The 26,190-nt window shown below is 41.7% G+C and carries 31 protein-coding genes, 1 pseudogene and 1 riboswitch; of the genes and pseudogenes, 6 read left to right on the forward strand and 26 right to left on the reverse strand.

The window, feature by feature from the left end:
* Positions 1 to 2: 2 nt before the first annotated feature.
* The 9 genes from cysI to ACZ9EE_RS03820 form a co-directional block, all read right to left on the reverse strand.
* Positions 3 to 1,721, reverse strand: a complete 1,719-nt coding sequence (gene cysI, locus ACZ9EE_RS03780) for an assimilatory sulfite reductase (NADPH) hemoprotein subunit (protein ID WP_476025350.1) — start codon at positions 1,719 to 1,721, stop codon at positions 3 to 5.
* Between the two features lie 28 nt (positions 1,722 to 1,749).
* Positions 1,750 to 3,549 (reverse strand): assimilatory sulfite reductase (NADPH) flavoprotein subunit, encoded by a 1,800-nt coding sequence (locus ACZ9EE_RS03785; RefSeq protein WP_476025351.1) that lies wholly within the window; start codon positions 3,547 to 3,549, stop codon positions 1,750 to 1,752.
* A 172-nt stretch (positions 3,550 to 3,721) separates the two neighbouring features.
* Positions 3,722 to 4,447: a sirohydrochlorin chelatase gene (locus ACZ9EE_RS03790; RefSeq protein WP_476025352.1), complete on the reverse strand. Its 726-nt coding sequence runs from the start codon at positions 4,445 to 4,447 to the stop codon at positions 3,722 to 3,724.
* Between the two features lie 18 nt (positions 4,448 to 4,465).
* Complete coding sequence (cobA, locus tag ACZ9EE_RS03795; RefSeq protein ID WP_476025353.1) at positions 4,466 to 5,245, reverse strand: uroporphyrinogen-III C-methyltransferase; 780 nt, start codon at positions 5,243 to 5,245, stop codon at positions 4,466 to 4,468.
* Between the two features lie 23 nt (positions 5,246 to 5,268).
* Entirely contained in the window at positions 5,269 to 5,868 is a 600-nt protein-coding gene (cysC, locus tag ACZ9EE_RS03800) for an adenylyl-sulfate kinase (RefSeq protein WP_476025354.1), read from the reverse strand.
* Positions 5,869 to 5,883: 15 nt separating this feature from the next.
* Entirely contained in the window at positions 5,884 to 7,035 is a 1,152-nt protein-coding gene (sat, locus tag ACZ9EE_RS03805; RefSeq protein ID WP_476025355.1) for a sulfate adenylyltransferase, read from the reverse strand.
* Between the two features lie 64 nt (positions 7,036 to 7,099).
* Positions 7,100 to 8,167 (reverse strand): inorganic phosphate transporter, encoded by a 1,068-nt coding sequence (locus ACZ9EE_RS03810; protein ID WP_476025356.1) that lies wholly within the window; start codon positions 8,165 to 8,167, stop codon positions 7,100 to 7,102.
* Positions 8,168 to 8,322: 155 nt separating this feature from the next.
* Positions 8,323 to 9,039 (reverse strand): phosphoadenylyl-sulfate reductase, encoded by a 717-nt coding sequence (locus ACZ9EE_RS03815; RefSeq protein WP_476025357.1) that lies wholly within the window; start codon positions 9,037 to 9,039, stop codon positions 8,323 to 8,325.
* Positions 9,040 to 9,114: 75 nt separating this feature from the next.
* Positions 9,115 to 9,243: a YezD family protein gene (locus ACZ9EE_RS03820; protein ID WP_374104086.1), complete on the reverse strand. Its 129-nt coding sequence runs from the start codon at positions 9,241 to 9,243 to the stop codon at positions 9,115 to 9,117.
* A gap of 99 nt (positions 9,244 to 9,342) precedes the next feature.
* A riboswitch (SAM riboswitch) is annotated at positions 9,343 to 9,444 on the reverse strand.
* Between the two features lie 183 nt (positions 9,445 to 9,627).
* Between ACZ9EE_RS03820 and ACZ9EE_RS03825 the strand changes: the two genes are divergently transcribed.
* Together ACZ9EE_RS03825 and ACZ9EE_RS03830 are read left to right on the forward strand one after the other, a co-directional pair.
* Positions 9,628 to 9,912 carry a hypothetical protein gene (locus tag ACZ9EE_RS03825; protein ID WP_476025358.1) on the forward strand — a complete coding sequence of 95 codons (285 nt, stop codon included), beginning with the start codon at positions 9,628 to 9,630 and terminating at the stop codon, positions 9,910 to 9,912.
* Between the two features lie 262 nt (positions 9,913 to 10,174).
* A complete protein-coding gene (locus ACZ9EE_RS03830; RefSeq protein WP_476025359.1) occupies positions 10,175 to 11,281 on the forward strand; it encodes an AbrB family transcriptional regulator in 1,107 nt (368 codons plus the stop codon).
* A gap of 187 nt (positions 11,282 to 11,468) precedes the next feature.
* On the opposite strand, the gene ACZ9EE_RS03835 is transcribed toward ACZ9EE_RS03830, so the two are convergent.
* The 5 genes from ACZ9EE_RS03835 to ACZ9EE_RS03855 all read right to left on the reverse strand — a co-directional run bounded on the left by ACZ9EE_RS03835 (position 11,469) and on the right by ACZ9EE_RS03855 (position 14,038).
* Positions 11,469 to 11,687, reverse strand: coding sequence for a helix-turn-helix domain-containing protein (locus ACZ9EE_RS03835; RefSeq protein WP_476025360.1), 219 nt, complete (start codon positions 11,685 to 11,687; stop codon positions 11,469 to 11,471).
* Between the two features lie 10 nt (positions 11,688 to 11,697).
* Positions 11,698 to 12,183 (reverse strand): DUF2975 domain-containing protein, encoded by a 486-nt coding sequence (locus tag ACZ9EE_RS03840; RefSeq protein ID WP_476025361.1) that lies wholly within the window; start codon positions 12,181 to 12,183, stop codon positions 11,698 to 11,700.
* Between the two features lie 298 nt (positions 12,184 to 12,481).
* On the reverse strand, positions 12,482 to 13,063 hold the full coding sequence (gene clpP, locus ACZ9EE_RS03845) for an ATP-dependent Clp endopeptidase proteolytic subunit ClpP (RefSeq protein WP_476025362.1): 582 nt from the start codon (positions 13,061 to 13,063) through the stop codon (positions 12,482 to 12,484).
* A 29-nt stretch (positions 13,064 to 13,092) separates the two neighbouring features.
* On the reverse strand, positions 13,093 to 13,791 hold the full coding sequence (locus tag ACZ9EE_RS03850; protein WP_476025363.1) for a sigma factor-like helix-turn-helix DNA-binding protein: 699 nt from the start codon (positions 13,789 to 13,791) through the stop codon (positions 13,093 to 13,095).
* A 106-nt stretch (positions 13,792 to 13,897) separates the two neighbouring features.
* Positions 13,898 to 14,038 carry a YrzI family small protein gene (locus ACZ9EE_RS03855; RefSeq protein ID WP_476025364.1) on the reverse strand — a complete coding sequence of 47 codons (141 nt, stop codon included), beginning with the start codon at positions 14,036 to 14,038 and terminating at the stop codon, positions 13,898 to 13,900.
* Between the two features lie 312 nt (positions 14,039 to 14,350).
* Between ACZ9EE_RS03855 and ACZ9EE_RS03860 the strand changes: the two genes are divergently transcribed.
* Positions 14,351 to 14,548, forward strand: coding sequence for a hypothetical protein (locus ACZ9EE_RS03860; RefSeq protein ID WP_476025365.1), 198 nt, complete (start codon positions 14,351 to 14,353; stop codon positions 14,546 to 14,548).
* 116 nt (positions 14,549 to 14,664) lie between these two features.
* Positions 14,665 to 14,862 carry a hypothetical protein gene (locus ACZ9EE_RS03865; protein WP_476025366.1) on the forward strand — a complete coding sequence of 66 codons (198 nt, stop codon included), beginning with the start codon at positions 14,665 to 14,667 and terminating at the stop codon, positions 14,860 to 14,862.
* A gap of 31 nt (positions 14,863 to 14,893) precedes the next feature.
* On the opposite strand, the gene ACZ9EE_RS03870 is transcribed toward ACZ9EE_RS03865, so the two are convergent.
* The 4 genes from ACZ9EE_RS03870 to ACZ9EE_RS03885 all read right to left on the reverse strand — a co-directional run bounded on the left by ACZ9EE_RS03870 (position 14,894) and on the right by ACZ9EE_RS03885 (position 18,105).
* The gene (locus ACZ9EE_RS03870) at positions 14,894 to 15,262 is read right to left on the reverse strand and encodes a hypothetical protein (RefSeq protein ID WP_476025367.1); all 369 of its coding nucleotides are present in this window, start codon (positions 15,260 to 15,262) and stop codon (positions 14,894 to 14,896) included.
* 206 nt (positions 15,263 to 15,468) lie between these two features.
* Positions 15,469 to 16,830: an MATE family efflux transporter gene (locus ACZ9EE_RS03875; protein WP_476025368.1), complete on the reverse strand. Its 1,362-nt coding sequence runs from the start codon at positions 16,828 to 16,830 to the stop codon at positions 15,469 to 15,471.
* Positions 16,831 to 16,955: 125 nt separating this feature from the next.
* On the reverse strand, positions 16,956 to 17,765 hold the full coding sequence (locus ACZ9EE_RS03880) for a hypothetical protein (protein WP_476025369.1): 810 nt from the start codon (positions 17,763 to 17,765) through the stop codon (positions 16,956 to 16,958).
* A 139-nt stretch (positions 17,766 to 17,904) separates the two neighbouring features.
* Positions 17,905 to 18,105, reverse strand: coding sequence for a cold-shock protein (locus tag ACZ9EE_RS03885; protein WP_098527548.1), 201 nt, complete (start codon positions 18,103 to 18,105; stop codon positions 17,905 to 17,907).
* A gap of 346 nt (positions 18,106 to 18,451) precedes the next feature.
* Between ACZ9EE_RS03885 and ACZ9EE_RS03890 the strand changes: the two genes are divergently transcribed.
* Positions 18,452 to 19,690: an MFS transporter gene (locus tag ACZ9EE_RS03890; RefSeq protein ID WP_476025370.1), complete on the forward strand. Its 1,239-nt coding sequence runs from the start codon at positions 18,452 to 18,454 to the stop codon at positions 19,688 to 19,690.
* Positions 19,691 to 19,771: 81 nt separating this feature from the next.
* Here ACZ9EE_RS03890 and ACZ9EE_RS03895 read toward each other — a convergent pair.
* A pseudogene (locus ACZ9EE_RS03895) lies at positions 19,772 to 20,011 on the reverse strand (MarR family winged helix-turn-helix transcriptional regulator); the annotation flags it as partial.
* 15 nt (positions 20,012 to 20,026) lie between these two features.
* On the reverse strand, positions 20,027 to 20,194 hold the full coding sequence (locus ACZ9EE_RS03900) for a hypothetical protein (protein WP_476025371.1): 168 nt from the start codon (positions 20,192 to 20,194) through the stop codon (positions 20,027 to 20,029).
* Positions 20,195 to 20,345: 151 nt separating this feature from the next.
* Here ACZ9EE_RS03900 and ACZ9EE_RS03905 point away from each other — a divergent pair, with 151 nt between their 5' ends.
* Positions 20,346 to 21,083: a protein-glutamine gamma-glutamyltransferase gene (locus tag ACZ9EE_RS03905; RefSeq protein WP_476025372.1), complete on the forward strand. Its 738-nt coding sequence runs from the start codon at positions 20,346 to 20,348 to the stop codon at positions 21,081 to 21,083.
* Between the two features lie 82 nt (positions 21,084 to 21,165).
* Here ACZ9EE_RS03905 and ACZ9EE_RS03910 read toward each other — a convergent pair whose 3' ends face one another.
* The 6 genes from ACZ9EE_RS03910 to thiW are packed head-to-tail and all read right to left on the reverse strand — an operon-like array spanning position 21,166 to position 26,190.
* A complete protein-coding gene (locus ACZ9EE_RS03910) occupies positions 21,166 to 22,173 on the reverse strand; it encodes an ABC transporter substrate-binding protein (protein ID WP_476025373.1) in 1,008 nt (335 codons plus the stop codon).
* Positions 22,174 to 22,191: 18 nt separating this feature from the next.
* Positions 22,192 to 22,962, reverse strand: coding sequence for an ABC transporter permease (locus tag ACZ9EE_RS03915; RefSeq protein WP_476025374.1), 771 nt, complete (start codon positions 22,960 to 22,962; stop codon positions 22,192 to 22,194).
* Complete coding sequence (locus tag ACZ9EE_RS03920; RefSeq protein WP_476025375.1) at positions 22,952 to 23,689, reverse strand: ABC transporter ATP-binding protein; 738 nt, start codon at positions 23,687 to 23,689, stop codon at positions 22,952 to 22,954. Before ACZ9EE_RS03920 ends, ACZ9EE_RS03915 begins: the two co-directional genes overlap by 11 nt.
* Positions 23,690 to 23,696: 7 nt before the next feature.
* Positions 23,697 to 24,368: a thiaminase II gene (tenA, locus tag ACZ9EE_RS03925; RefSeq protein WP_476025376.1), complete on the reverse strand. Its 672-nt coding sequence runs from the start codon at positions 24,366 to 24,368 to the stop codon at positions 23,697 to 23,699.
* The gene (locus ACZ9EE_RS03930; protein WP_476025377.1) at positions 24,331 to 25,656 is read right to left on the reverse strand and encodes an acetylornithine deacetylase; all 1,326 of its coding nucleotides are present in this window, start codon (positions 25,654 to 25,656) and stop codon (positions 24,331 to 24,333) included. Before ACZ9EE_RS03930 ends, tenA begins: the two co-directional genes overlap by 38 nt.
* An 18-nt stretch (positions 25,657 to 25,674) precedes the next feature.
* Entirely contained in the window at positions 25,675 to 26,190 is a 516-nt protein-coding gene (gene thiW / locus ACZ9EE_RS03935; RefSeq protein ID WP_476025378.1) for an energy coupling factor transporter S component ThiW, read from the reverse strand.

Raw genomic sequence — 26,190 nt, forward strand, 5'->3', positions numbered from 1 at the left:
GTTTATTCGTGGAAATTGGTACCGTCAGTAGTTGCTTTCACGATTTCAGCACGGATGACGAAATCACCAAAGTGCTCGCCTTCTAGTCTTTCTTTCGCGTAGCGTGGAAGAATCACGCGCAACTCTTTCAAAATTTCTTCTTCACCGATATTTTCACGGTACATTTTGCTTAAACGGCTGCCATCATGTGCAGCACCAAGATACATATTGTATTTACCTACCGCTTTACCGATAAAGCCAATTTCCCCAAGTGCGTGTCTGGCACAACCATTTGGACAGCCTGTCATCCTAATGGTAATTTCTTTATCACGCAAGCCTGCTTCATCAACAATATCCTCAATTTTTGTAATTAGAGATGGTAAATAGCGCTCTGCTTCTGCCATCGCTAATCCACAAGTTGGAAGGGCAACGCAGGCCATGGAACTGCGGCGTAATGCAGAATAATGCTTTCCGTCTGTTAAGCCGTATTTCTCAATTAATTCGTTAATCTTTTTCTTTTTTTGACTTGAAACATTCGCAATAATTACGTTCTGATTACCGGTTAAGTGGAAATCACCAGTATGTACTTTGGCAATTTCACGCAAGCCAGTTTTTAATTGATAATCTGGGTAGTCCGCCACACGGCCGTTTTCAATAAACAAGGTGAAATTCCATTTCCCTTGTACTCCTTTTACCCAGCCGTAACGGTCGCCGTTATGATCGAAATTAAATGGCTTCGCTTCTTCCAAACTCCAGCCAAGGCGGTTTTCAAGTTCAGCCTTTACGTTTTCCAAACCAAGTCTGTCAACTGTGTACTTAAAGCGGGCATTTTTACGAACGGAACGATTTCCGTAATCGCGCTGGATCGTAATCGTTTTTTCCGCTACTTCATAAAGTTGGTGCGGTTTAACGAAACCGATCACTTTTGCCAGCTGAGGATATGTCGCGGTATCACCGTGTGACATTCCCATTCCGCCGCCAATACCAACGTTAAAGCCGATTAGTTTGCCATCTTCGACAATCGCAATGAAAGCTAAATCTTGTGAAAAGACATCGATATCATTGGACGGCGGAACAGCGATACCAATTTTGAACTTACGAGGCAGGTAGGTTGGACCATACATCGGTTCCACTTCTTCGAACTCAGGAGTTCCGGCTACTTTTTCTTCATCGAGCCACACTTCATAATAAGCTCTTGTTTTTGGAAGAAGATCATCACTTAATTTTTTTGACCATTCATATACTTCAGCATGAATCTCAGATTGATATGGATTCGAAGCACACATTACATTACGGTTAACATCACCGCAGGCTGCGATTGTATCCATTAGGGCTGCATTAATTTCTTGAATGGTACTTTTCATATTCCATTTTAGAATTCCGTGCATTTGCCATGTTTCACGTGTGGTCAGCTTTAGAGTGCCGTTACCATATTTGTCGGCAAGATCATCCATTACAAGCCACTGGCTTGGTGCTGCTACTCCCCCAGGAAGGCGGACCCGAAGCATGAATTGATAAGCTGGTTCAAGTTTTTGCTTGGCACGCTCGTTGCGAAGGTCACGGTCGTCCTGCAAGTAGCTGCCGTGGTGCTTCATTAGACGGTTATCGTCGTCCGGAATACCGGCACTGATGCGGTCCAACATTACTTCTTTCAAAGTACCGCGCAGATAGTTGCTTCTTACTTTTATATCCTCAACATCACTTGGTGGTCCATCTGGTGCTTTTAAAATTTGATTAACCATGTTGAAATTAAACTCCTTCCCCTTAAAATCAATATACATCCCGCTGGTAACGTTTTTGCTGCTGCATATCTGCCAGGTAAGCCTCTGCTTCCTCACGGCTCATGCTGCCCTCTTTTTCAATAATGTCAATCAGTGTCTGGTGAACATCATGTGCCATATGTTTCTCATCACCACAGATGTATACAGCCGCACCTTCTTGCAGCCATTGGAACAATTCCTGACTGTTTTCAAGCATACGGTGCTGTACATATACCTTTTGGTCAGTGTCTCTTGAAAAAGCCACATCCATTTTCGTCAGCGTTCCGTTTGCTAGCCATTTTTGCCATTCTACCTGATAAAGAAAGTCCGTCACATAATGTTGATCACCGAAGAACATCCATGATTTGCCTTCTGCCCCAGTTTCTTCGCGTTCCTGCATAAACGAACGGAATGGTGCTACACCTGTACCAGGTCCAACCATAATGATTGGTGTTTCAGGGTTTTGTGGCAGTTTAAAGTTCTCGTTTTGCTGAACGTATACATTGAGAATATCCCCAGGGTTAATGCGATCAGCTACTAATGTTGAACACACGCCATTACGACTGCGTCCATGTGCATCATAGCGAACAGCACCGATCGTCAAATGAACTTCATCAGGGTTTGCCGCTAAGCTAGAGGCAATCGAATAAAGACGACCTGGTATTTTACGTAAAATCGAGACAAACTCCTGCGCCGATACGTTCCAAGGAGCGTAGTCACGAACTAAATCGATTAAATCGCGACCATGAATATAGGCTTTTACCTCTTCTTCTTTACCTGGTGCAAGAAGCTCCAGTAACTCTGCATTTCCAGTAAGCTCTGCTGCTTTTTGAAGAAGTGGTTTTGTTAGAACCGTGATTTCGTAATAAGATAAGAGCGTATCTCTTAACGTACGAACATCGCCTTGTTTCACTGTTACTTTCTCTTCAGGATTGAAATTCAGTTCCTTGATCAACAAGTCAACTAACTCAAGATCGTTTTCTGGATAAATACCAAGGGCATCTCCCGGTTCAAAAGTAAGGCCAGAACCTTCAAGGGAAATCTCAAGGTGATGGGTTTCTTTATTTGAGCCTCGTCCGTTAAGGTTGATATTTTCGAGAACCTCTGCTTTAAACGGGTTCGTTCTCGAGTAAACCGATTCGATTGCTGGGTTTACTGCCGTTTGAGCTGCTGCTTGAGTCGTGCCTGCGGCCTCACCTAAGCTGGCTAGAACTCCTTCAAGCCATTCTGCAGCTGGTTCGTCAAAATCAACATCGCAGTCAAAGCGTGGGTATAGACGTGTACCGCCTAGTTCTTCTAGACGAGCATCAAAGTCTTTCCCTGTTTGGCAGAAAAATTCGTAAGAGCTGTCTCCAAGCGCTAAAACAGAGAAATGTAAGTCTTCTAGTTTTGGTGCTCTTTTACTGTATAAGAACTCATGGAAGCTAATCGCATTATCAGGCGGATCTCCTTCTCCATGTGTACTCGCAATGATTAAAAGGTTTTGCAGCTTCTTAAGATTGTTTGGTTTAAAATCGCTCATGGCGCTGACGGTTACTTGGTATCCGTTTGCTTCTAGCGATTGCGCTGATTTTTTGGCTAGGCCTTTAGAGTTCCCGGTTTGAGAACCATAAAGAATCGTTACCTCTTTTGAGATTTTTGAATTTTCGCTTGGAAGCTGTGCCAATTGGGCTGATGCGGTTCCCAATTGGGAGCCGGCAAGATAGCCGCTGAGCCAAACCTTTTGTGTTTCGGACAAGGTTGGCAGGAGTCTGTTAAGGAGCTCCACTTGCTCCTCTGTAAACGGGCTGTTCAATACCTGAAGTTGCAACAATACCACCTCACATGGAATTAAAAAATATTATTTTGCAATATTATTGAGAAAATTCTCTTAGAATCTAGCATGCCATTTTTTTATGATTCAGACAACTATTATTCTGTAAAAGTTACCTTTTTTTCAAAATTTCTTAGGAACGTGGACAAAAAATGCTATTTAGTAAACGTTAATCATTAGTTGCCCGTTCCACGACAATATCCTCAATCACCCGATGGCCGGAGAGGATACCGGTATGATGAATTTCACGGCCTAGCTTCGACCATTTCCGAATCTCAGCCGTTACCTCCGCAATCAGGAGCCCTGAGAATAACAAATAAGGAATCACAATCACCTTACCCTGTGCATCATTCAGCACGGCTGCTAACCCCTCTTTTAGACGGGGTTCGGCTGCCGCCAAATAACATACCGAAACACCTGTGATACCTAGACGTTCCTTCACGCCATCCGCAATTAAGCCGAAATCTGCCAGTGTGGCTGGGTCACTGCTCCCTCTTCCGACAATCAACACCCGATCCTCGAGCCCTACTGTCTCGACGGTCTCTCGTACGAGTTCAGCGACTGCATCCAGAATTTGGCCTTGAACACCGAAAGGATCCTTTACATCGATTAAAACATCAGGATACTGCTCACTTATCGCCTCTAGAACGTTTGGGATATCCTGCTTGATATGACCGGCTGCTAGTAGAAATAGGGGTACGACCGTTACTTCTGCTGCCCCTCTCTCCACACAGCGCCTAAAACCTTCTTCAATCGACGGTTCCGTTAACTCTAAAAAACTGATTTCTTGAATCGCCACATCCACCCGCTCGCTCACTCTCGCAATAAAGGCTCTTGCCTCGTCTGCTCCTTTTTTCGAGCGTGTGCCATGACCAATGTATAGTATGGCTTTCATCTTCATCTCCTCCAAACACTACCCATGAACAAGCGGCAGTTTAGGAACAATTTCTTCTTGAAACCAGTTTAACCGATGATGCAGCTTTACAACCTCGCCAATCACAATCATGCTTGGATTCGAGATTGCCGCTTTTTTCACAAGTTCCTCGATGGTTTCAAGCGTTCCTGCCACTGTTTGCTGAGACTCAAGTGTCCCCCAATGCACGAGGGCAATTGGAGTCTGAGGAGATTTGCCGGCCTTAATTAGCTGGTGCACAATGATCGGCAAATGTGATACCCCCATATAAATACAGAGCGTATCCACCCCATTCGCCAGATGGTACCATTGATGTTCGGCGGCCATATTGCCAGCAGCCTGATGCCCCGTAATAAAAGCAAAACTTTTGCTCAAACTGCGGTGGGTAACCGGAATCCCGGCATAAGCAGCAGCGGCAATCCCGGAAGTAATCCCGGGAACCACTTCAAACGGAATATCGTGTTTCACACATTCTTCCGCCTCCTCGCCGCCGCGGCCGAAAACAAAAGGATCACCGCCTTTTAAGCGAACCACCTGATACCCTTTTTTAGCGTACTTGACTAAAAAGTGGTTAATCGTTTCCTGCTTCATCGTATGGTAATTAGGGAGCTTACCGCAGTAAATCAACTGCGCCCCTTCTTTTGCCGAGTTAAGTAGTTCAGGATTAACAAGCCGATCATAAAGGATGACATCGGCTTCCTGCAGGCATCGTAATCCTTTGACCGTCAGTAAATCTGGATCTCCAGGACCCGCACCCACTAAATAAACCTTGCCAGCCATGGCTGTTCATCCTTTCTTATAAACTAGATAATATTCTTTTCTTGCAGGTATTGAAAAATTTGTGCAACGGCTTCTGTAACCGTTAATTTATCAGAGCGAATCGTAATTTCTGGACGCTCCGGTGCTTCATATGGAGAATCAATTCCAGTAAAATCCTTAATTTCACCACGGCGTGCTTTTTCATAAAGCTTCTTTGGATCACGTGCTTCACATTGTTCAAGCGGGCAGTCAATAAATACTTCAATAAACTCGCCTTCTTCAAACAGCGCACGGACCTGGTCGCGGTCGGAACGGAATGGAGAAATAAACGCTGTCGTTACGATTGCCCCACTATCCACAAATAGTTTGGCTACTTCTCCAATTCGGCGGATATTTTCTGTTCGATCGTAATCTGAAAAGCCTAAGTCCTTATTCAAACCATGACGGATATTATCACCATCTAGGACATATTCATTAATGCCTTGGCGGTATAATTCACTCGAAACCGCATTGGCAATCGTTGATTTACCAGAACCCGATAGGCCGGTGAACCAAAGAACACAGCTTCCATGACCATTTTGAGAACGGCGGTCTGCTTTTGTAATAGTGGCAGAGTGCCAAGTGATATTCGTTGCTTTAGACATTGTTGTATTTCCTCCTTAGACCGTTGCGGTTTCTTCTTTCATACCTTCGATTAATACTTCTACAACTTCTTTACGGCTGAAAGTTGCAGGAGGAAGAACTCCGGCACGTAGCATTTCTCTAACCTTTGTTCCAGAAAGGATGACGCGGTCTTCTTTGCTGTGCGGGCAAGTTTTATCAGATGCCATGCCTTCGCACTTTGTGCAATAGAAGCTGTGTTCAAAGAACATTGGTTTAATGCCAAGCTCGCCTTCTTCAAAATTACTGAAGATATGCTGTGCATCGTATGTTCCGTAGTAGTTGCCTACACCAGCGTGGTCACGGCCGACGATGAAGTGTGTGCAGCCAAAGTTTTTACGGGCAATCGCATGGAAAATCGCTTCTCTAGGGCCCGCATAGCGCATAGCTGCAGGGTACACACCAAGCTGTACACGTTCAGCTGGATAGTAATTATCTAGTAATACACGATAGCTTTTTAGACGAACTTCTGCGGAAATATCGTCTGATTTTGTTTCCCCTACAAGCGGGCTAACGAATAGTCCATCAACCGTTTCTAATGCTGCTTTTTGGATATATTCATGAGCACGGTGGATTGGGTTTCTAGTTTGGAAACCAACGATTGTTTTCCAGCCTTTTTCTTCAAACATTGCACGAGTTTCTTTTGGCTCATGCCATACATCAGCAAATACGCCTTTATCTGACTTTTTAACCAGAACAATATCACCTGCTACATAAACAGGTCCTCTTTCATAAAGACGTTTCACGCCTGGGTGAGCGACTTCGTCTGTTTTGTAAACTTCGATGGCTTCTTTATCTAAATCTGGCTCATACCATTCAGATACTGTGATAACCCCATAAACCTCGCCTTGGTGTACTAACTTGATTTCTTCTCCTACTTTAAGTGTTGCAGCAGTTTCATAGGATACAGGCAAAGTTACTGGAATGGACCAAATTGTATTGTCAGCTAAACGCATGTTAGAAACAACATTTTCATAGTCTGCTTTTCCAAGGAACCCTGTAAGCGGGCTAAATAGGCCAACACCAATCAACTCAAGATCACTCAATGCAATCGCATCAATTTCAATCTCTTTTTCGATGTTTGTTAAATCATAAGTTGGGTCAAATGCTTGAATTAGTTTTCCTCCATGAGGTGCTGGTAAAAATGACACTTTTAATCAAGTCCTTTCTTTTTTAGAAAAATAATTTATCAATTAAAATATGAAACTAGCAAATTTAATCTTTCACAATCTCCTGGTGGACCGCCATACTTGGTTTCTGTCTTTTCATTAATGACATGACACCAAAGACGGAAATTAACACACCAGCCATTGCGATGATGGGATAAAAATTATGTTCAATCATCATTTGAATCATTGTATATGATAATACCATGGATAAAACAGGTGAGACAATCCAAACTGTAAGAAGTTGTACAACAATATCTTTCTTCAAAACAGATTTGCCGTTTTTCGCAAAACCAATCCCAATAATCGAGGATGTCGTAATTTGTGTCAGCGGAACGGGAATTCCAAAAACAGATGCGATCGTCACAATCGTTGCGCCTGTTCCAGAGATGACGCAGCCTTCTTCTAAGCGCAGTTTCGTAATTTTCTTCCCGTTGGTTTCAAGGACACGATGACCGAGGAGCAATGCCCCGCCGGCTACAAATAACCCGCCCCAGAAAATCCCGTTATCAGTCGAAATGATTTTCGCTCCGACTAACGGACCAACCGCATTGGCCACATTATTCATTCCCGCCGAGAAGGCTTCAAACAAGCCCATGAAAACGACTAACACGGACAGATAAGGTACTGTCTTCGGTGCTTCCATCCATTTTTTCAGATGTTTATTTTTTAATAGAAACGTAACACTAATCGCAATAATAAAAGCAACAAATGGGGTGAGCAGCCAGAATAACAAAATCCACACTAGTTTACTGACTAACACAGATTGGTAAACAATCCCGGCGCCAATGACGGCTCCTACCGCCACTTCACTAGTCGAAAGCGGAATTCCAAATATGTTAGCTAAAAACAGTGACAATGCTGCTGAAGTTAACACAACTAAGGCGATGGGGATTGTAAACGTACTGCTGGGTACAATCCCGCTGCCTAACGTTTTAACCACTTCTCCGCCGCCAAGCCATGCTCCAAAAAATACGGTGATACTGCAGAGCAGCAAAGCCAGCGGTTTTTTTATTACGCCTGCCCCGTAGGCAATCCCCATGGAAGCGGCTGCCCCGCTTGCGCCTATATTAATAGCAAAAAATAAACCAATCGTCACTGCTATAATTGTGAGCAAATAAATGACCCTCCTTTAATCCCGCATTACGGACGATCCACCCCCACCATACTATTTATGATAGATTTAGAGTCCGAAGCGGTGGGCACTGCCCGTCAATGCCGGATTGGTTCAACATTCACTGTGGTGATCACCACAGTGTTGGAGGCTTTAGCTTAACGGGTATGTAAGCCGCATTCTGTCTTACCGCTGCCCGACCAGCGTCCTGCACGTGAATCGGCGCCATCACCAACCGGCTTTGTACAAGGGAAACAACCGATGCTTGGATAGTTCTGGTCATGCAAGGTGTTGTATGGAAGATCCTTACTTCTGATGTACTCCCAAACCTCATCCCAAGTCCAATGAATTAATGGGCAAATTTTGATATTCTCGAATTTATCATCCTTATTAAGGAACTCTGTGTTGGCTCTTGTTGGTGACTGTTCACGGCGAAGTCCTGAGATCCACGCTTGTTTAGCAGTCAAAGTCTCCCTTAATGGGATTACTTTACGAATGTTACAGCACTGGTTGGCATCTCTTAGCCATAGCGCCGAGCCATATTCTGCAGCTTGTTCATCAAGAGTTACTTTTGGTTGTTTCCGCTCAATTCTTAATGTTGGGAAACGGGCTTCGATTTTGTCGATGACTTCGTAAGTTTCAGGAAAATGCAGCCCGGTGTCTAAGAACACGATATGGGCATCTGGTTTTACCTGATGAATCAGGTCAATCAATACAATCGCTTCGGCTCCGAAGCTGGATGCATAGACAATGTCTTGATCAGCATAAGTGTTGTATGCCCACTTTAAAACGGAAAGTGCCCCTTTCGTTTTATCTTCGAAAGGAAATGTGTCGGAAATTTGTTGCCAATTTTGATAGGTAATTGCAGCGGTCATGCTACATGCCTCCTTTTTTTCATAAAAAAACGTCTTCCAGGGCGGCTGACGTTGAGACAGCCTCCAGCTTACTGGTCAGCAGTTTTTATTTTGTTTAAGACGAACCTTTTCATTTTTTTCTATTTGTACAATCTTACCATCCTGAACTACTAGTGTAATCGAGCCAAATTGTAAAGAAACCAGCATGTTCTCTAAATGCGTGATAAGTTCTTGCCTTTCATTAGCGTTCAGACTTATTCGCCTCCTTTTTACAAAAAGCGCCTTTCCCACTTTAGGAAAGGCGCTCACAAAAGTCCAGTAAACACCTTATCTACCAAAATGAAAACCATTTTGCTGGAATTGGCACCTTGCTTGGCAGGTTGCCGGGCTTCATCGGGCCAGTCCCTAAGCCTCTCTAGATAAGAATAATTGATTGATGTGATTAATCCTACCATACCAATAGGATTTATGTAAATAAAAAAATATAAAATTTAAAAAATTCTTCACTGCTCTCTTTTTTGTGATGAATTTTTGGCAAAAAAATTTCTTTAAACCAATGCCCTTTTCTGATTGTTTGCATTTACTGTAATGTGAAGGAGGAGGATGAATGTGACGGAATTGAGTTTTCATCAAATTGCCCATGAATTGTTAAAAAAGGAAGTCGAAGTAGTTACTCTGCAAGGGAATTTTACCGGCAGGCTTTTAGAGGTAGGCAGAGATGTTATTGTATTGGAATCGAGAGGCAGAGGCCGCGAACGAATTTTGGGTATTAGAATTGAAACGATCGTAGCGATTTTCCGAGTGGAAAATTTTATACCTAGAGGACCATTTGGGTTTGGGCCAGGGGAAGTCGAGGAATCACCAGAACATCATGAAAGCAGCAGCAGTCATTAAGACGAATCAACAAGAGAAAGCAGCCGTATGCTTTCTCTTTTTTTTGCAAAAATCTCCCTATTACCGAAATATTAAACGAAATTTATTTAACTTCAAATACATACGGAAATGCTCTTACCTTGATAATGTCTCTTAGTACCCTTTTACACGTCATCGTGCTAAAATAATGAAATGACAGGAACATCATGATTCCAAATGATGGGGATCTGTTTTCCTCACAGTAAGGACGCGGTTAAATAATAAAAGACAAGAAGGGTTTTTTTTGAATAATACATCAAAGAATTTAGACAATAAAATACTTCGTTTTACAGTTACGCTGGTAACGGCTTTTATTGGGGGGTTAGTATTTTCTTTTCTTCATACTCCGATCCCTTGGCTGCTTGGGCCAATGGCAGCTGTCTTAATCGGCGCAAGATTTGGAAAAATTGCATTTTACTGGCCGGTTGCGATTCGTGATACAGGCTTAATTGTCGTCGGGTATTCGATTGGACTATCATTTACAAAAGACGCACTCTTACAAATTATCGCCAAACTTCCTTCGATGCTGCTGATGACGACTTTGCTTGTCCTCTTTTGTGCTGGGATTGCTTGGATTGTTTCAAAATTAACCGGGGTTGATTATCCAACGGTCTTAACCGGGAGTATACCAGGCGGACTTTCGCAAATGATTATTTTTGCTGAAGAAATGAAAGGAATTGATATTACGACGGTTACTTTCCTGCAAGTAGCTCGTTTGATGATGATTATCTTCGTTGTTCCGTTTCTGATCTTGGGTCCGTTGTTTCATCATACAGGCGGCGGTGCTGGAGCAGATGTTGTGAATCATGCCGTGCACGGATCAGGACCGGTATTTCCTAATTTTATTTTGTTAGCGATTATTTGTGTATTGTGTGCTTTCCTGGCGCGGAAACTTAAATTTCCTACTCCTTATTTATTGGGACCTATCCTTGGCACTGCGATTGCCGGTATTTCCGGGCTGCATGGCCCTGTTTTGCCGCCATCTGTATTGGATATTTCACAATTTATGATTGGCTCTTATATTGGTTTATTGTTGAAACCTGAAAAACTAGAGCATAAAGCGAAGGTCATTAGCCTGGCGTTTTTGAGTGGTCTGTTGATGATTATTGGGTCTGTCGGCTTAGGGCTCTTGCTCATTTATTTTTACCATATCACGCCTTCAACTAGTTTACTAAGCTTGGCACCGGGAGGTATGGATCAAATGGCCATCCTCGCTCATGAAGTCAATGCTGATTTATCGATGGTTACAGGTTATCAATTATTTCGTCTCTTTTTCATTTATTTTGTTGTCCCGCCGATGCTGCGGCTGTTTTTTAAAGTTGGGTCTGGAAAAATAAAGAAACCTGCTTAAGTACCTCAATAAACAATCAATGCGTTCTTTTCAGTAAGTAGTTCGGTTTTAGAGTACAACATGTAAAATAACACTCCAAAACGAACTTCTTTGAGTAAATAACATCATTAAACGCAAAGAAGGGATAGCCTAATGACTATTCCTTCTTTTCTCTATCGACTCCCGTTAAATAAATTTGTTGTCTGTTTTATAGAGTGTCTTCGTCGCTTTTGTACTCCAAAATATCACCTGGCTGACAATCCAAAGTCTTACATATCGCTTCTAATGTAGAAAAACGAACCGCTTTTGCTTTACCATTCTTCAGAATAGAAAGATTCGCCATAGTAATTCCAACTCGCTCCGAAAGCTCTGTTACGCTCATTTTTCGTTTTGCTAACATCACATCAATATTAATAATAATTGCCATATCCTTCACCTCAGACAGTCAAATCATTTTCTGATTTTATGATAATCGCTTCTTGTAGAAGCCGTTGGAGGATAGCAGCAAAAACGGCGATAACCAACGAAGTAAAAATGATGATGAGTGCTATTAATCCAATGGGAGGGTCAACTTTCTTCGCAATAAAACGAAAGAGTGGCAAACCTAGTACATACAAACCACTGATTGTAATCGCACAGCACTTTATGTTCTTTAACGCCTTTACAGATAATTCCGAGAACGCTGTGTTCTCGTCAATATACTGTAAAAGATTGAAAGCCTGAAAGAGAGCAAAGTAAAAAGGCACAGCCGCTCCATACATTACGATGAAAACGAGATATTTCATTGGGACAATATTTGGATATATTTTTGCTGCGAAATTTGCCATATGGGGCACTAAAAATATACATAAAGCAAGCACTGCAATTCCAGCCAGAAAAATAATTCCCTTTAAGAAAGTGGTTGAACCTCGTTTACTATTCATTTCATACACCTCACTTAATTAATGACAACATGATTTTAGCACACTGTTTATCGTTTTTCAATAAATTAATATTGTTTTCTATTATATCATTGTTGTTATTTAATATCCTTTTTATTTAAATTAATTAATATCGTTTGAAAAATTTCAGATTACGAATGACAGAGGTGAAAGTATTGATATATCAACAAAAAAGACATATGAAATCATTTACGATTTCATATGTCTTTTCAAGTGTTTTTTTTATTGTTTGTACTCCAAAAGCGAACCTTTATTTTTTTCAGCGCTTGCTTTTTAGCTTTTATTTTGGTGAAAGGATTTCATCGATAATCCCGTACGCTTTTGCTTCGTCTGCGCTCATAAAATAATCCCGATCTGTATCTTTAGCAACTTTTTCAACCGGCTGACCCGTTCGGTCAGCAATGATTTGATTAATATGTTCTCTTAGCTTTAAGATGCGCCGGGCCGAGATTTCGATTTCGGTTGCCTGCCCTCTCGCGCCGCCTAATGGCTGATGAATCATGATTTCACTGTTCGGGAGTGCGCACCGCTTCCCTTTTGTTCCAGCTAATAGTAACATCGCCCCAAACGAGGCGGCCATACCGGTGCATATTGTGCGAACATCAGGCTTAATGATTTGCATGGTATCATAGATGGCAAATCCTGCAGTGGTCGAGCCGCCTGGGCTGTTAATATAGAGCGAAATCTCTTTTTCCGGATCGTCTGCTGCTAAAAATAACAATTGTGCCACAACGCTGTTGGCGGTATGATCCGTGATTTCCTCCCCTATGATGATGATTCTGTCCTTTAACAGACGTGAATAAATATCGTAAGAACGCTCACCGCGATTGGATTGTTCAATTACATATGGAATCGTAGTCATTTTTTATCCTCCTTGAAGCGATTATTAGGCTATGCAGCCATACAGAGAGTGCTTGAAGAAGTTTGATTTTTATAAGGTGATTTTGAATAGAAACTTGAGACGTTACTGATGGCCGTGATTGAAGGAATGGCCTCTATTAGTACAGCTGGATCCTGATCTTTCAAGGCCTCATAAAAAATTTCAGTGAGTTCCTCTTTTTCCTTTTCATCCCAATAGGAGTCAACTGAAGAAGGTTCCTCTTCCTCGGTTGTTTTTTCCAGACGTTTTTTCCCGCGATGAAGACTGGCCTTAACTGCCGTCTCGCTTGCGCCTACTATCTCAGCAATTTCCTTTAGCTGATATTGAAAGGCCTCTTTTAGTAAAAAGATAACGGCCTGCTTGGGTGTAAAATTATGAATTAGCATTTCAACTGCATTCGTGACTTCATCGAGTTGTTTTGTTAATTCATGGCAGGAGAAGTCTAGTTCAGTCTCAAGCCTTTCATGTTTTCGTTTTCGTAGCTGATCGATCCAATGATGATAGGCAATTTTGTTTAACAAAGCCGTACTCATTTGGTGCTGATGATATTTTAGCGCCTTCAGATAGGTCTCCTGCGCGATGTCATCTCCATCCCATTTGTTCTGGGCTAAAAATCGGCAATACCGCTGTAGCTTAGGATAAACTTCAGCCCAGTGGTTCTCTTCCTCCTCTGAACCCATGGTCTTGAATGAGTTAAGCTTTACTGACATGTTTTTCACTCCTTTTGCACTCTCTGCTTTATTAACGTTTAAAGAAGGATCAAAAGATACGGGTCAGATTAATTTTTTATTTTATTATATGTTAGTTTACGATGAATCACATAAACCGATGGATGTTGATCTGCTTTTCTTTATTTTGCTGATACATTTTTTCCACATATTCCTCTCTTGCTGCTTCCTCTAATGTGATTAGACGTTTATGGATGGTTATTGTAAAGAACAAGAGATTAATGGTCATTATATTCCCCTCTTTCTCTATTAGCTCTTTTTACTTCATAACGTTTGAGGAGCTTTTAAAGATACGGGGCAATGACCTAAATTTTCTAGGTGGCATATCTTCAGTTTACATAATATAATTATCTGTTATGTAAAAAATATGTAAATTCAAAACTATTAAGTTAATAAGGCTTGAATTACACTGAAAGACATCCTACAATGGTTTTAGCTTCGATTGAAAAAATATGGGTTTATTTTGATGAAAAATAACCATGGATTATTTTAATCAGCCTGATATAATCCAATTAAACAATACATGTTAAAGGTGGGCATTATGGAGAACACAAGTCGATATGTTGTCAACGCACTTGGAAAAGGTGGGGAAACATATTATACTCTTTGTAAAGACAAACAAGAATTACAGAAATGGATTCACAACAATCGTGAAAAATTAGTGATGGATGAACTGATCATTAAGGATAAAAAACAAAGTTTATTCTCCAAATGGTTCGGCCTAAGAAAATTATATTAACAACAGACGCCATTTTCTCACAGGAATGGCGTCTTCTTTTTGTATTTTAATAATTTAGCAGTCAACTAACCGCATATAAATGAATATCGATCATTTTTTAAACAGGAGGTATTTTTTTGACAAATGAAATGTTAGAGAAAAAAGTTCTACCCACGACTAACAACAATTCGAATCATATCAGGGTCCAAAATCGCTTCAGTTTAACGATTCATTTTGGTGATTCCTTAAATTTATTAGCGTTACTAGCTGGTGTTTACATAATAAGAAGTTCAGTAAAGAAAAGAAAACAAAAAAAGAAAGCAGAGAAAATGTAATGACTATTGCAGTCATTGCATTTTTTTGCGTTCAGTCGTCTAATGCTCTTATTCTCTTACGCAGTTCAATCATGACCTCTTTTGGGTTTTCTAGTTCAAATATGACGTATTTGTATTTCCCGCAGCCCTCGATTTCCAACTGTAATAATGGTACATTATGTTCGAAGGAAAGGAAATACCATTCGTTTCCAAATTTAAAGCTTCCCTCGAAAATATGCAGTGGTGCAATCGAGGTGCCAGGCATCCTGAGCATCCACATCGGCGGTTCAAATTCATCGATATACACCTTTTTGATCGCCTTATAAGGGATTTTCAACTGCCATTTCAGCGCAAAAACACTTTCCACACCATTTAACCTAAGTACGAACTCCTCCTCATCAAAGTGGACTTTCCTTGTCATAAAGGACACCTCACTTACGGTTTCAATTCATACCTTCTTAACCTATTTTAACACTTACAGAAATAGGAAACTAGATAAATATAAAATGGTGTCAGGCACCATTTATAACCTTCCTCTTATAAGAATCGTAGAAAGTTAGTTAATGGTGCCTGACACCCTTATATACATTATTACCGTAGAAAGTCATTTATTGGTGCCTGACACCACTATTGTACCAATGCGGCGTTGTATCGTTTCTTTTGGATTTGGATGAGTCTGACGGAGAGGGCGATTCCTGCTGCGAGCAGCCCTATGGTCAGTCCGATCCAGTAGCCTCTTGCCCCTAAGCCGGTGAAATTGGCTAGTAGATAGCCTGCTGGCAGACAAATCAGCCAGTAGGCGACCAGTGTCATGATGAAGGCGATATTTACGTCCTTATAGCCTCTTAATGCCGCCTGTGCCGTTGCCTGGATCGCATCGGAAATCTGGAAAAACAGGGCAAAGATTAAAAAGTTCGCTGTTAAGTTAATAACAGCTGCTTCTGTCGAATAAAGTCCGGCCACCTGATAACGGAATGCGACAACAACCAAGCCCGTCCCGATGGCAATTAATACCGCGATCCCTATCCCTAACCAGCTGTACTGTTTGGCATCCTTGTATCTTCGAGCCCCTACTTCAAATCCGACAAGCACGGTTAGTGCGGTTGAAATACTAATTGGGATCATGTAAATGAATGAGACGACATTTAAAGCAGACTGATAGGCCGCAATCGTCGTTACATTAAACTTACTTAATAGGATTGTCACAATCGCAAACACGGTCGTCTCGAAGAAAACGGACAGTCCCATCGGCACCCCAATTTTGAGAATTTCCTTACACTGTTCCCATGAAAACTCATTTAAATTTGAGAAGACTTGGAAAGATGAAAACGGATCCTGTTTTTTAACAATAAAAATTGTCATCCCCAAAAAGATCCAATCGGTGATTGCAGTGGCATAGCCGGCTCCTGCACCGCCTAGCTCTGGAAACCCAAACTTTCCAAAAATCAAGACATAGTTCAAGACTAAGTTGATCGGTAAGGACAACAGCATAATCACCATAATGACACGCGTTTTACCTAAAGCATAAATAAAAGATCTTAGCACATTAAAAATAAAAAGTGGCAGTAAGCCATAACTTAGTCCAACCAAATAATCAAAAGCGGTATCTTGGACTTTAGGTGAAAGCTTCATTAGATCTAAAATCGGCCCTAGGAAAAAATAACCTAAAACTATAATGATAATTGCAATGATCATGGATAGAAATATTCCATTTTTGACGATAGAAGCTACTTCATCATTCTTTTTTTGCCCAAAGCGCTGGGCACAAATTGGGGATACAGCAAGAAAGATTCCGCTAATTCCATTAAAGACTGGACTCCAGATCGATGTTCCGATGGCTACTCCTGCTAAATCAGAACTACTATATCTTCCTGACATGATTGTATTGAAAAAGACCATGGAAAACATGCCAAGCTGGGTAATTAAGATGGGGACTAACAAGACAAAGATTTGCTTTGTCTTTTCTTTAAGTGTAAACGTTTGGTTCATAATATGAATGCTCCTATAGAAAAATAAAATTCCGAAATTTCATTATAACCTACTATGGGTTAATTTTCCTCATAAAGTTTGAACTAATCTGTTTAAGAGCACAAAAATAGGACTCTTTACAAGTCCTATTTCTTAACAATTTTGGATGGATTATTGATTTTATACAACACTGCTGTATCGACCACAAAATCCTCTGGGGCATCCTTGCCTTTCCCCATTTTCTTGGCGGCCACTTTTCCATCGAATTCGAGCAAATCCCCTGCTGCTAATTCAAACTTTTTCAATGTCTTACTATGACTGCACCAGGCTAGTCCCAAATCAATTGGATTTTCCTGAACAATTTGCACATTTTCCAATACAACCACCTCGTCATTTTCCTCATTAAAAGGATTATAGACAAGGGCAAACTGTTTCACTGCAGCAGTAAAATGTACTTTATCAGCAGGCAGCTCGATTTTCGGTGCCTTCTCTTTTTTGGGTTTAGGTTCCTTAGCAGGTTTGACGGCCTTTTCCTTCTTGGGAGCTTCCAGAGGTGGAACCGTTTCGGTTTTTTGGGCGACCTCTTCTGATTTTGGCTCTGCTGCCTCTTCTGAAGGATCCTTCTCTTCAAGATTAATTAAGCTTTCTTTACCGAAGCTGGATTGCTGCATTTCTTTTAAAAATGCCGGGTGGACACAGGTCAAATTTCCATCTTGGAATTCAACCACTAAGGTGTTAAATTCTCCCGTATTGCCATAAGTCTCATAGCCTTTAATCGTTACGAGACGTTGATAGTTGCCTTCTTTATACCAAAATTCCTTTTTCGCCCCTGGCAATCCCCATTCCTTAAGCTTTTCTTTAAAATGATCCTCATCCCGAAACGATTCGTAGTCCCCTTTTGGCGGAATATATTTAGTTAAATCAGACTGTTCGATTTGTGTACGCAGAATGGCCATAACGACAATCCCTCCATTATATATGTATGTTCTTTCATTATAACATTTATTTCAGAAAAGATTAATTTACCACAATAGGAGGAAATCAGCATAAAAAAAAGACTCTACAATGAGAGTCTTTTCTATATATGGCCTAAAATTATATTTTACGAACGTTAGAAGCTTGTGGTCCACGTTGACCTTGTTCAACGTCGAAAGATACTGCTTGACCTTCGTCTAAAGATTTGAAGCCTTCGCCTTGGATTGCAGAGAAGTGAACGAATACGTCGTCTCCAGCTTCGCGCTCGATAAATCCAAAACCTTTTTCTGCGTTAAACCATTTTACTTTACCTTGTTCCATGTGTGGTTCCTCCTGCTGTGTGCTTTGCACACAATTTGTTACTATCCTTGCTCAAATCTTCAAGACAAAAAGCAGTTATCACTTTAACGTTCTTTCCGACTCACAAAAATAATTCTACTTAAATATAGCAGATACTATGGAATAAAGCAAACTCATTTGCAAATTTTGTTTTTTTTGGTAGAAAAGTCCGCTATACAAAATGTGTCCTTTTGACCATATTCTACAAGCCTTTTCATAAAATATTTAGCGTTTCTAAATTTTTTAAAAACATCTGAAATTTCTCTATTAGATTGTGGTGTTTGATTGTATAATTACTAAGAATTTAAATAGAAATTGGTGATGGCACATGCGGACTTATAACGAAAAGATTAGTATCTATCATGGAATGGTGTCTACCATCGCAGTGAATCTAGCAAGCAACTTTTTTCCTATCTTTGCAATCTCTATTTTAGGGGCCAGCAATTACCAAGTGGGATTAATCAGTTCCCTCCCGCCCTTGGTCGCACTTATTATGACGGTTCCAGCCGCTATTTTATTAAACCGCTTGGAATTGCAAAAGAAAACGGTTGCGATGTCTGTCCTTTGGGCGAGACTGATGTTTTTATTGCTGGCAGGAGTGATCTTTATTCATTCTTCCTATCAGGCATGGGCATTTTTGATCATTGTTGCCCTCATGAATGTTCCTGGTACGATCTCGAACATTGGCTGGCAGACCTTAATTAGCGGAATGATTAAAGAAAAACGGCGGGGGGCCTTTTTCAGTGACCGCAACCGGCTCTTAACGGTTGTGGGCATGGTCACTACTTTAATTATCGGGGTTGTCATGAAAAGTCAGACTCATCATGCTTGGGCTTATCAAATTTTATTCATCATTGCTTTCATTTTTGGCTTACTAGAAGTACTTTTTTTGATGAAGCATCGAGAAAAACCACAAGTGAAGTCTGCGCAAAAAAAATCCTTGATGGACTGGTCGATTTTTAAGGACCCAGGATACAAATGGTTTCTGATTACAGCTCTTTGCTTTAACTTTACTTGGCAGATGGCGTGGGGTTTATTCAATATCTATAATGTCCGCTATGTTCATGCCACGATCCTCTGGATCAGTATTTTTTCGGTTGCCAATCAGCTTGTGCAGATTTTCTCGTTCCCATTATGGAAAAAATGGGCTGAGCAAAAATCTAACACCCTCGTGCTGGTATGGGTAGCAGTGGGAATGGCAACAGCGCCCGTTTTAAACATCATTTCGACAAATGTATTTTATATTACCTTTGTTTCGATGACCTCCGGATTTTTTCTTTCCGGTACAACGCTTTTATTGTTTAATCTATTACTGGAGCAATCGCCAGAAGAAAAGAGAACCTATTGTATTACTACCTATAATGTCCTCCTATCCCTTGTCGCTTTTATTGCCCCGCAAATCGGGATTTGGTTTTTAGAAATTTCCAACATGAGAGTATCGATGGAGATCTGCACCCTCCTGCGTTGCATCAGCGCCTTTGTCTTTTTCCTCATGTATGTAAAATTTATGCGAACCAAAAAAACAACCAAAATCATGTCATCCAAAAAAGCGTCCCCATCCTCTTAACCGGGATGGGGCATTGGATTGGTGTCATTGGATTGGTGTCAGGCACTAAACGTGGACACTGTCCTCCTTGAATGGACAATCCTACTTATCATCAAGAGGGTTCATTTTCCGGAGCAGGGTAAATAATTGATCGGTTTCCTGTATGGTTAGGTGATTGGTTAATCGCTGGTGGGAGCGATCTAATAGTTGGATTAGGATTGGGTAAAAGCCCAGTCCTTTTTGGGTTGGATATAATTGATAGGAACGACGGTCTTCCACATCTAAAACACGCTCGATGTCCCCCGCTTCTTCCAATTGTTTAACAGCCCTGGCTGTGGTCGCCTTATCAAATTTTAGTTATGTGGTTAATTTATCTTGATTGACTCCGGGACACCTTAAGATCTCGATTAAAAAACTATGTTGTCCCCCGCCGCCGATTTGAAACGGTTTTAGTTCTTTTGTAAGGAATTTTTGGTGCTGCCGATTTAGCTGCGAAATCAGCTTGCCGATTGGTTTTCTTTCCATTCTCATCCCTCTTAAATATGTCAATAATATCAAGATTAACTTCAAAGCCAAAGTCGCGGTGAGACATCAGTAAATTTTATCAACTGACAAATATATTTTAAAAAGTTTCATATTTTTAGAAGGAGTTGATTTTTGAAATCGGGAGGTTCCTATGATTAGAATCAATCATCAAGTTGTTGAGCCGGGAGACCTAAAGGGAATTACCAAACCAGAAGAAAAAAATATCATAAAACTAATGGCGGGCTATCATTCTACCTTTGATTATCAAACGATCCATCAATTAGAAACTGAACTGTTATTTCGGACCAACACCATGAAAGCTGCACAAGAGCTTAACAAAAGCGGTTTAAAGTTTACGACATTCACGTACGCATTTTGTAATAAAACGTATTGGGACAGATTAGGGAATGGGGGGTTCTTGTTAAAACCAAATGTTAGCCCTTCGGTAGCAATCTTAGATATCCTCAAAAACGGAAAACTATATGCAACTGAATGCTCCACTGCGATTGCGATCGTTTTATATCTGGCTGCGCTCTATTCCATTGGACGGCAGCGGTTTGATGTGTTATTTGCTCGTCTTTACTTAATGGACTGGCAATTCGATGAGGACCTGCCGATTTTTCAGCTCTATTCGGATGATTTCCTCCCGGGTGATGTCTTACATTTTAACAATCCCGATTTTGATCCGAAACAGCCTCATTGGCGCGCAGAAAATGTGGTCTATTTTGGTGATGACAAATACTACGGACACGGGGTCGGCATCCAAAATGCCAGCACCATCATCAACTTCCTAAACAAAAAAAGAAAACCGAATCCAACGAACTCAGCCTATCTCATGAATATGATTACACGTCCTAATTATCGAGCATTTTCATACGGAACAATGTAGAAATAGTGAAATTGGTGACAGGCACCACCCGTGGACAATGTCCACGGGCGGTGCCTGTCACCTTTTTTACTTTATTGATATGTTATAAGTTGATAAATGCGTCTTCTGCTTTTACTTTGGTTTTGATTACTTTGTTTTCTTTTAACCAATCGGCAACTTGGTTCCATGTTTGCGGGTCTTGGTAGCCGAATGGTTTGTCTTTTGCGTCCATGAGCGGCAAGAGAATTTGTAAGCTTTTCGTTTCAATGTCCTTCTCTAGTGGTGATGATTGATCTTCATGCTTTAGTAACACCGACAAGCCCTCCGCCGGGTGATCCTGAACATATTTTTGTCCTTTTCCAATCGCTGTCATAAACTTTTTAAATACATCAGGCTTGGCTTTTAGTTCTTTTTCACTTCCTACCAAGACTAACTCATAGTAATCCGGAACGCCATAGTCAGCAGGATTCAAGGTCCGCATTGGATGCCCTTCCTTATCCAGCAATAACTTTTCATGGTTGATATAACCGCCAATTAGGGCATTGGTTTTCTTCGTTGCCATCGCCGGAATCAAGTCCCAGCCAACATCGACCATTTTCACCTTCGAAGCATCACCGCCGGCAGCCTTAACCATGGATTGTACAATCGCCTCGTCAAGTGGAATCGATGGATAGCCGATCGTTTTCCCTGCTAAATCTTTCGGTGACTTAATGGAACTATCTTCAGGAACCATTAATTGATTAAGCGGATGACGGACGATCGCCCCAAACGATTGAACGGGAATATCTTCCCCACGGGCCACCAGTACCTGCGGCTGATAGCTGAGCGCCATGTCGATTTGGCCGGCAGCAACAAGCTTTAACGGATCATTTGTATCGGCCGGCATTTGAATCGTAACATCCAAGCCCTGCTCTTTAAAATAACCCTTTTCCTGCGCTGCATAAAGGAAAGAATGGACAGCGTTTGGATACCAATCTAACATTAAGGTCACTTTTTCAAGCTTTTTGTCACCGCTTGACGTGCCCTCAGTGGATGCGGTTTGGTTGTTTTTTCCGCAGGCACTTAATAAAATTAACAATAAACTAAGTAGAATTAAAGCACTTTTCTTCATTTGATTGATCTTCCTCTCTTAGATGCGAACTTTATTTTTTAAAACTTGCTTTTCTATTAAACTTATTAATAAAAACAAGACAATTCCTAGCAATGATAATAGAAAAATCGCCGCAAACACAGCGTCAGCCTGTAAGCTGCCCGACATGCGCCGGCTGAAGTAACCCAGACCCTGGCTGGCACCGAGCCATTCACCAATTGTGGCCCCGACAACACAAAACACCACTGACATTTTTAAACCTGATAAAAACGCTGGCAGGGCCATTGGCACCTGTATCTTCTTAAAAATCATCCAGCGCCCCGCACCCATTGTTAGCAATAAATCACGGTACTCGTTACCACCTGTTTTCAGGCCATCATAGGTGCTAACCACGATCGGAAAGAACGCCGTTAAAATCGTGACAGCAATCTTGCTCCAGATCGAATAGCCAAACCACATGATAAAAATCGGCGAAATTGCAATCAGCGGAATCGTTTGTGAAATGACCAAGAACGGATAAAGCACTTTTTCTAACGGACGAAAAAAGTGCATGCCGACCCCAAGGATGGTACCGCAGATCACCGAAATCACAAAACCTATGAGAACTTCATTTAGGGTCGCGGGCAGATGCTCTTCAAATAGGAGCTCGCGGTTGTCTATTAATGAGCTCCATACCGCGGAAGGAGCCGGCAAGATAAAGGCTGGAATGATCCCACGTTTGACCACCATTTCCCATATACTGACAAGAAGAATGACCACGATTAAAAATAATCCATAATCACTCGTCCATTTCTTTAAACTAGTTTTCATGTTGAATCAGCCACTCCAGTTCTTTTCTCATCCTTATAAAATCTGTTTGGTAGATTAATTCGGAACTTCTTGGTCTCGCTAAGTTGACTTTCCATTCCTCAATACCGTCCCGTTGGAGGATATAAATTCGGTCACTTAGCAATAAAGCTTCCTCTAGATCATGAGTGATAAACAAGACCGTTTTTTGTAATTCGCCCCATAGCCCCAGTAACCAGCTGTGCATATTCCGTTTCGTCATCGAGTCCAGGGCACCAAACGGTTCATCTAACAGGAGCAAGTCTTTCCCCGTCATAAGCGTTCTTAAAAAGGCGGCTCGCTGCCGCATACCGCCTGAGAGCTCATTGGGGTATGAATTTTCATAGTCAGCCAGTCCAAAACGAACCAGCCACTCGCGCACTTCTGGTAATTTGCTTTTCTTATTTTCCTTTGTTACTTCGAACGGTAGTAGAACATTGTCTAAAACCGTTCTCCAGGGCAAAAGCAGGTCCTTTTGCGGCATATAGCCAACACTTCCTAATCTCTTGCCAGTCTCGTGCGTGCCGTTTATCAGGATTTCCCCCTGATCCGGCTCAAGTAACCCGGTAACCAGCTTAAAAAGGGTGCTTTTTCCCGAACCACTTGCCCCAATCACGGAAACAAATTCTCCTGCTTGTACCTTAAGCGAGATCTGTTCGAAGATCGGTTTTGAATCGCCAAAGGTATAGGATAGTTCGTTTATTTTTAACATCGTTGGACTAGACAGGCCACTCGCCCCCCTGATAGACCATATCCCAAAACATATATTCAAACCGGGAAGTAGTTAAGAAATGTTCTTCTAAGATCGCTAACTCCCATTCCGGTTTTCCTGCAGTCAATTGGTCTAACAAATCGATCAGCCACTCCGCAAGATTGCCAAATTCCTCAGAAGAGTACATTTTTACCCACTCACCATACTGATAGTGACTGCTAGCACCTTGATATTCTTCTGCTAACATCTTGCCGATCTCCCAATAGCTCCACATACACGGCAATAATGCCGAGATTAATTCCTCAAGAGAACCATTTTGCGCCACATTTAACATGTATCGGGTGTAGGCTAAATTGATTGGGGCAGGTTTCGTCTCTTCTAGCTGTTGATGGGTAATCCCAAACTTTTCAGCATATTGTCGGTGCAAGTCCATTTCCCCGTGCAATGTCTCATTAAGGAGTTTGGCGAAAGCTGCCATCGTTTCCAAATCTCTTGCTTTTACTGCTCCAAAAGCAAACAGTTTAGAATAATCGATTAAAAATACATAGTCTTGCTTCATGTAACGAATAAAGGATTCAACCGGAAGGTCCCCGTTCCCCATCCCAACAACAAAGGGATGCTGATGGGTTTTCTCCCAAATATCACTTACTTTTTGAAAAAGCCGCTGAGAAAATTTCATGCTGTTTCTCCTCCTTCTTGCTGTTACACCACTCAGCGATAAAAATCGCTAATACTTTTGTAAAATCTAGCAGCTGCTGTATTTCCAGTTTTTCATTAACGGCATGCGCATCCTCCAACTTTCCAGGTCCAAAGATGGCGGTCGGAATCCCGGCACGACCCAGCCAGCCTGCATCGGTTACGGTGGTGGACATTCCGACCATCGGCTGTTGGTGTAAGATTTTTTCAAAAGAGTTTGTTAAAAGTTGTGTACCAGGATGCTCTTCGTCTATTTCTAATGAAGGAAAAATTTCACCGCGATCGACGATCATCGATTTTCCTCCCCAAACAAATTCGGGAGGATTGTCTCGAAGCCATGGATCAGCAGCGGCAACCGCCAAGATATGCTGTTCAATTTCCCTAATTACTTGTTCATAATCTTCATTAGGATAAAAATGAACGGTTACCCATAAAGCACAGCGATCGGCAACAAACGCCGCATGACGGCCGCCCTCAATCACCGCAGGATTGATTGTATTAGTGCCCGGCGGAAATCCTACATAGCTTTTGGTCACTGCCCAGTGGCGTTCGAGGTCCTGGAGACCTGCGATAATCTTCATCATCTTCTCAATGGCACTGGCCCCTTTAACACCGCCGCCCGCATGAATCATGTTCCGGCGGATCCCATCATGATACGTTTCTTTGCTTTGAATCGTAATCCAGACAGTAATGACGCCGCCTTGTCCTTGAATATGTAAGTCACTTGTATCAACCACAACGGCATAGTCTGCATGATAGCCCCGCTCAACGCAGGCCTGGGTTCCTGCTTCACCGACTTCTTCCCCAATAACGGATTGGAATTGCAGATCTCCTTGCAGGCTGATTCCTAGTTCATTTAATAGTTTGATAGCAAACAGTGATGCCGCCATGCCGCCTTTCATATCGGCAACGCCCCGGCCATAAATATGAGCATCCTTTAGGTAGGCTTCAAATGGGGATGAACTCCATTCTTTAGTGTCGCCAACCTCGGCTACGTCCACATGACCATTTACAATTAAGCTATTAAACTGGTTTGAAGATTCCCCCGGCAAAATTCCGACTACATTGGGGTCCCCGGGGTACACATCCCACTTATCTGTAGTAAAGCCTAATGCTTCTAAATATCCTTTAATAAATTCTTGAACACTGTTGGTATTCCGGGCGGGAGGGCTGACGGTCGGGAAGGAAACAAGCTCGGTCAACAGATCAAGTAATTCCCCTTTTCTCGCCTCTACCTCACTTGTTATTCTCTCAAGTATTGCCTCGTTCATTTTTCTCACTCCATAGAGTTAGTTTTTAATAGCTGGTGATTTATTTTCATCCATAACTAACACTTTCTTTCTTAAAAAGACCACTAGAACTACAAAGCCAAGCAGTGCTCCCGCAAATGAGCTGAAGATAAATAATGGAATAAATCCAAAAAGAGTCGCTTTTTGCCCAAGAATCAGTGTAGCGATCGGATAGGACAATAGAGCCCCAAGGATTCCGGTTCCGATCACTTCACCGGCAAATGCCAGGTAAAGCTTTTTGGTTTTTAAAAATAACAGCGATGCCAGTAAAGCCCCGACCATACTGCCAGGAAAAGCAAAAATAGAACCCGTGCCCATTAGATTACGGATTAGTGATACACAAAAGGCCTGGGCAACAGCGTAATACGGCCCTAACAAAACGGCAGATAACACGTTTAAAAAATGCTGCATGGGAAATACCTTTGTAAAACCAATCGGAATAGCTACTAGGTTACTAGTGATGGTCCCGATGGCAATCATCATCGCGGTAACTGTCAGCTTATAGGTTTTATTCAT

It is taken from the genome of Bacillus sp. URHA0034, assembly GCF_056280405.1.

What these genes read in the sequence shown, in the direction of transcription:
- cysI (WP_476025350.1), bottom strand. Translation starts at nt 1,721, where the DNA reads ATGGTTAATCAAATTTTAAAAGCACCAGATGGACCACCAAGTGATGTT.
- ACZ9EE_RS03790 (WP_476025352.1), bottom strand. Translation starts at nt 4,447, where the DNA reads ATGAAAGCCATACTATACATTGGTCATGGCACACGCTCGAAAAAAGGA.
- cobA (WP_476025353.1), bottom strand. Translation starts at nt 5,245, where the DNA reads ATGGCTGGCAAGGTTTATTTAGTGGGTGCGGGTCCTGGAGATCCAGAT.
- cysC (WP_476025354.1), bottom strand. Translation starts at nt 5,868, where the DNA reads ATGTCTAAAGCAACGAATATCACTTGGCACTCTGCCACTATTACAAAA.
- ACZ9EE_RS03815 (WP_476025357.1), bottom strand. Translation starts at nt 9,039, where the DNA reads ATGACCGCTGCAATTACCTATCAAAATTGGCAACAAATTTCCGACACA.
- ACZ9EE_RS03835 (WP_476025360.1), bottom strand. Translation starts at nt 11,687, where the DNA reads ATGGCAATTATTATTAATATTGATGTGATGTTAGCAAAACGAAAAATG.
- ACZ9EE_RS03840 (WP_476025361.1), bottom strand. Translation starts at nt 12,183, where the DNA reads ATGAATAGTAAACGAGGTTCAACCACTTTCTTAAAGGGAATTATTTTT.
- clpP (WP_476025362.1), bottom strand. Translation starts at nt 13,063, where the DNA reads ATGACTACGATTCCATATGTAATTGAACAATCCAATCGCGGTGAGCGT.
- ACZ9EE_RS03850 (WP_476025363.1), bottom strand. Translation starts at nt 13,791, where the DNA reads ATGTCAGTAAAGCTTAACTCATTCAAGACCATGGGTTCAGAGGAGGAA.
- ACZ9EE_RS03855 (WP_476025364.1), bottom strand. Translation starts at nt 14,038, where the DNA reads ATGACCATTAATCTCTTGTTCTTTACAATAACCATCCATAAACGTCTA.
- ACZ9EE_RS03860 (WP_476025365.1), top strand. Translation starts at nt 14,351, where the DNA reads ATGGAGAACACAAGTCGATATGTTGTCAACGCACTTGGAAAAGGTGGG.
- ACZ9EE_RS03870 (WP_476025367.1), bottom strand. Translation starts at nt 15,262, where the DNA reads ATGACAAGGAAAGTCCACTTTGATGAGGAGGAGTTCGTACTTAGGTTA.
- ACZ9EE_RS03875 (WP_476025368.1), bottom strand. Translation starts at nt 16,830, where the DNA reads ATGAACCAAACGTTTACACTTAAAGAAAAGACAAAGCAAATCTTTGTC.
- ACZ9EE_RS03880 (WP_476025369.1), bottom strand. Translation starts at nt 17,765, where the DNA reads ATGGCCATTCTGCGTACACAAATCGAACAGTCTGATTTAACTAAATAT.
- ACZ9EE_RS03885 (WP_098527548.1), bottom strand. Translation starts at nt 18,105, where the DNA reads ATGGAACAAGGTAAAGTAAAATGGTTTAACGCAGAAAAAGGTTTTGGA.
- ACZ9EE_RS03890 (WP_476025370.1), top strand. Translation starts at nt 18,452, where the DNA reads ATGCGGACTTATAACGAAAAGATTAGTATCTATCATGGAATGGTGTCT.
- ACZ9EE_RS03900 (WP_476025371.1), bottom strand. Translation starts at nt 20,194, where the DNA reads ATGGAAAGAAAACCAATCGGCAAGCTGATTTCGCAGCTAAATCGGCAG.
- ACZ9EE_RS03905 (WP_476025372.1), top strand. Translation starts at nt 20,346, where the DNA reads ATGATTAGAATCAATCATCAAGTTGTTGAGCCGGGAGACCTAAAGGGA.
- ACZ9EE_RS03910 (WP_476025373.1), bottom strand. Translation starts at nt 22,173, where the DNA reads ATGAAGAAAAGTGCTTTAATTCTACTTAGTTTATTGTTAATTTTATTA.
- ACZ9EE_RS03915 (WP_476025374.1), bottom strand. Translation starts at nt 22,962, where the DNA reads ATGAAAACTAGTTTAAAGAAATGGACGAGTGATTATGGATTATTTTTA.
- ACZ9EE_RS03920 (WP_476025375.1), bottom strand. Translation starts at nt 23,689, where the DNA reads ATGTTAAAAATAAACGAACTATCCTATACCTTTGGCGATTCAAAACCG.
- tenA (WP_476025376.1), bottom strand. Translation starts at nt 24,368, where the DNA reads ATGAAATTTTCTCAGCGGCTTTTTCAAAAAGTAAGTGATATTTGGGAG.
- ACZ9EE_RS03930 (WP_476025377.1), bottom strand. Translation starts at nt 25,656, where the DNA reads ATGAACGAGGCAATACTTGAGAGAATAACAAGTGAGGTAGAGGCGAGA.
- thiW (WP_476025378.1), bottom strand. Translation starts at nt 26,190, where the DNA reads ATGAATAAAACCTATAAGCTGACAGTTACCGCGATGATGATTGCCATC.